The organism is Fimbriimonadia bacterium (assembly GCA_039961735.1).
Lineage (GTDB): Bacteria > Armatimonadota > Fimbriimonadia > Fimbriimonadales > JABRVX01 > JABRVX01.
This window is the reverse complement of the sequence record JABRVX010000063.1, coordinates 1-3,733: the sequence shown is the minus strand read 5'-3', so window position 1 is coordinate 3,733 and position 3,733 is coordinate 1. Positions and strand designations below refer to the sequence as shown.

The window sequence follows — 3,733 nt, the reverse complement described above, 5'->3', positions numbered from 1 at the left end:
AGCGGCGCGACGTCGTTGCCATAGGCATCGAACACGTACCGGTCGGTTATGCTCTTAGACGTGTTCATCAACCCTCTCACATGCCCCAGGCCATCCCGCAAGGCCAACCGGGTGAGGCTCGTCTCCCGATAGTACCCCTGGTACCCACCGGCGCCCCACACGTGCCGGACCAGCACCGTCCCCGTCGGCCCGACCTCCATCAGCAGTTCATCGCCTTCCCAAACCAGATACCTCGTCACCGGCTGTTGTCCAGGCGGGCTGAAGCTCTCCACCGCCGGCCTCCCGAAGGCATCGTACGTGCAAGAATACCTCTGCTCCGTTGCCTGTCCGTACGGCGTATACCAGACACCCGTCAGCCGGTTCTCGTCGTCGTATGCATACTCCCACTCGCCTTGCTGATATACCTCGAGAGATGATACCGCCCCATCGTCCCCATAGGTCACCCACCAGTCCGGCAGCGTGTTCCAGTCCACCATGGCGAGTTGGTTGTACTCGACGGTCCACGCGCTCGTCTCTCCGCCGCCCAGGTTCAGATCGGTGAGGTTGCCCGCTTGGTCATAGTTGTAGCCACGGTAGAACTGGTAGCTGTCCACGCGTTGCTCCGTCTCCAGTTGGGCGCGGTGATCGTACTCATAGCTTACCGTTCCGTTCGCGCCGCCGCCGATGGTCTCCGTGACACTCGCCACCGACGCATCCGAGTAGGGGGCGTACTCGAACTTCATCAGCGTGTTGGCCCCGTTCTTGGTCTCGACCTTTTCCAAGAACGACTTGTCGTCCCCGGCCTTATAGGTATAGGTTGTCACCACCCCGGTGGGATCCGTCTCGGTCTTCAGCCTGCCCGCGCGGTCATAGGTCCAGGTCCACGTGTTCGGGGTGCCGAACCCCAACAGGGTCCGTCCGCCTGGAGGCGAGAGAGGGAACACGAACTCCAGCTTGGTCAGCCGCCCGGCGTCGTCCAGGGTGTACCGGCTCTCCACCCTCGAGTCGGTGCCACCGGCCACCAGCCCAGACTTGGTCTTCTGCACGGTGCCGTCTGGGTTGTAGAAGTACTCGATCACGTACTGCTTGTTCTGCAGCGCGTCGAAGGTCCGGATCGCTTTCCAGAGCCGTCCATAGGCGTCGTAAACGTAGTCAATGGCACCAGGTCCGTCGTCCACGTATTCCAGTCTGCCGGCAGCGTCATAGGTGAAGGCCACGTCGGGGTCGTTGGGATAGTCAATCCCGGTAAGCCACTCACGGTCTTGGTCGTAGATGTAGCCGATCGTGTGGCCGTCGGTGGTGCTCCGCGCCCGCAGTGTCCCTTCGGCGTTGTAGTAGAACTCCTCGCTGGATGTGGTGCCGCCAGTGTTCCGGTGAGTGATGGCGGTGAGTTCCCCTGCGTTGCCGTAGGAGTACTCGAGGATGGTCTCACCTGCCAGGTGCTGTTCGGCCTTATTGCCATCCCAGACACGCGTCAGGCGTCCTGCGTCATCATAGTCGAGGTAGGCGAACCTGTCCTGGAAGCCATCGTCGAAGGCGACGCATCGCAGCTTGCCAGGGTTATCCCCACCGGGGTACCGGTCGAAGTGCACCTCACGACCTACCTCGTCCGTCACCTTCGTGAGCAGGCCACCACCGTAGGTGAACGACGCCACCGAGTCGTCAGTGTGGGTGATCGTGCTCAGGTTGCCGAACAGATCGTACCCGAACCGGGTGCTGATCTTGTCGTAGCCATCGTCCTCAAAGGAGTACTGGGTTAGGTTCTTTCTCAGATCGTACTCCTCGAAGTACACGCTGCGGCCCGTCGGATCGGTGTACCTCTTGGGAAGCGAGCGGTATTCCGCGGGGTCCTGTTGCTCCTCTCCATAGTACTCGATCAGGTCACTCGCGCGGTCTGGCGCTGTCGCCTGCTTCAACTGCCCGATGCCGTTGTAGTCGAACAGCCAGTGAGCGCCCCAGGGTGAGGTCATTGTCGTGAGCGCGGCAGCGGGATTCCCGCGTTGGCCGTAGGCGAACTGCCACGAGATGCTCGTCGGGTCTGTGACGGCGGCGACAACTGGCTCACCACCTGCAGTCGCCCAACTGACGGTCCAAGTGTCGTTCGCGCTGTTGGTAACAGATGCGACGCGTTGCGAGTAGCCGTCGTAGGTGAGCTCGTAGCCGTTCGCGAGCGCGCCCGCTTCCGTATCCCATTCCACCGTGGTCGCGCGATCGTACTGGTCCAGGTTGACGACGGTGCGTGACGGGCGACCGGCGCCACTGAGCGTTGCTCCTTCTGTGTGAATCTCGCTGACCCGCGGGATGCCCGTGACATCCGTAGCGGTCCTCAGACGTGTGGTGGACGTCTTTCCGGTCGGGTCGGTCGCTGTCACCACGTAGTCCCGCCCGGACTGGTACCTCGTAAGATTCGTTGCGAACTCTGCTTCTTCGAATCCCACCGTCGTTGCCTGCATCTTGGGGTAGCCGAAGCGATCGGTGAACGCCACCAGGTGGGGCTCGTTCTGGGACTCGAAGGGCGCGGCCGAGTGCGCTACCTGCGTCACCGTCTGCGGCGCGTCGCAGCCGGTACTGCAATCGTCGGTCAGCGTCCTAGCACTAATAAGTGCGCCGGGAACGCCACCCCACCCGAAGATGTACTGCTGAACCTGAGCCCACTCCTGGCCGACCGGATCGAAGGTCTCACGTATATAGCCCGCCATCTGGCCCTCGAGGGTCCACGTGAACGTGAACCGCTCCCCCGGCCTTTCGAGCATCCGCAGGTAACCCGGGGGCCCGCCTTGCTGGGTCGTGTACAGGTCCCATGTCCAGGTTTCCCCGCTCCAACTGAACGTAGCGGTCCGCTGTTCGTGGTTGATCGAGACCTCGTTGCCAAACGGGTCGGTGATGCCCGTCAAGAGGTGAATGGGCACGTTGTCCGTGAGACCCGCGTATAGGCCGAACGTGTAGGTCCACCCACCCTTGGAGCCGATTCTGCCCGGCGGCCCCGCGTTCGTGATGGTAGAACCTCCCATCACGAAGTTCAGGTCTGACTCCACGCGCTGCGCGCCGTTGTAGGAACCGAACCGGATGCGCGCTCCGGTTGCATCAACCGCGAAGTCGCCAATGTCGGGGTCGGTCAGGCTCGTTAGGCCCTGAGTGGTGCTACCGAGGATGCCCGCCCTTGCGGAGGCACTGGGAGACCCCACGCCTGTCTCTGTGGTACGAGCTGGAACAACGACGAAGCCGAGTCTGCCTGCCGGGTCTACATCGTTGGAGAAGGTGTCCGGAGTCCAGTAGTCGAGGAGGGCCTGGCCCGGCTCCACCCGCATGGAGAGCCAGTGCGACATGTTGCCGAATGGCGGTGGGAACAGAGTGGGCACCGGGTCGCCGGGGCCGCCCTCCTCCCCGTCGTCCTGGAGCTGCGAGCGAAGAGGCACTGTGCCGGTAAAGACGACGAACTCGCCCCCTGCGCTAGCCGTCCCCCCGAGCGGTTCGATCGTCAGGATGCCGCACTCACAACCACCGCCTGGTCCTGAGGGGAGCGCGATCGCGGGAAAGATGAAACCGGGTTCAGCGGGGTACACGTCAATCTCGGATTCAGCAAAGATGAAGCCTGCTGGAGGGGGAGTCCCAGAGATCATCTCCTCAGAGATCTCGATACCGGATTCCACCTCGCAGCTTCCACTCCACCAGTGCGGAGGGGCCGGGTCCCTAACCATCTCGAGCGAGCGAATCGTAACCGCTTGCGCTTGCCTGATGTCCCCCTCGCCCACAA

At 62.7% G+C, this 3,733-nt stretch carries 1 protein-coding gene; it reads right to left on the bottom strand.

The genetic code is table 11. The features are described from left to right. The coding region (locus HRF45_13030) for an RHS repeat protein (protein MEP0767446.1) at window positions 1-3,733 on the bottom strand (3,733 nt) is incomplete at both ends.